We start from the raw sequence: 226 nt of genomic DNA on the forward strand, positions 1-226 counted from the left end.
ACCCCGCCCATCCCCCCGTCGCCGCCGGCGCCAATGAAACCACCAGCCCCGCCAGCGCCGCCTTGCCCACCGGTGGTATTGCCGAACCCGCCGCAACCGCCGGCTCCGCCCACACCGAGCAGCCGGCCGCCGCTGCCGCCCATTCCTCCATCGCCGCCCAGGCTGGCAATGCCGCCTCCGCCGACACCGCCGGCCCCACCCGTACCGCCGAACCACCCACCGGCCC

1 pseudogene is annotated in these 226 nt (G+C 77.0%); it reads right to left on the reverse strand.

What is annotated here, in order from left to right:
- Positions 1 to 226: pseudogene (locus tag BST12_RS30320) on the reverse strand (PE family protein); the annotation flags it as partial.

Source organism: Mycobacterium angelicum (assembly GCF_002086155.1).
Classification (GTDB): Bacteria; Actinomycetota; Actinomycetes; order Mycobacteriales; family Mycobacteriaceae; genus Mycobacterium; species Mycobacterium angelicum.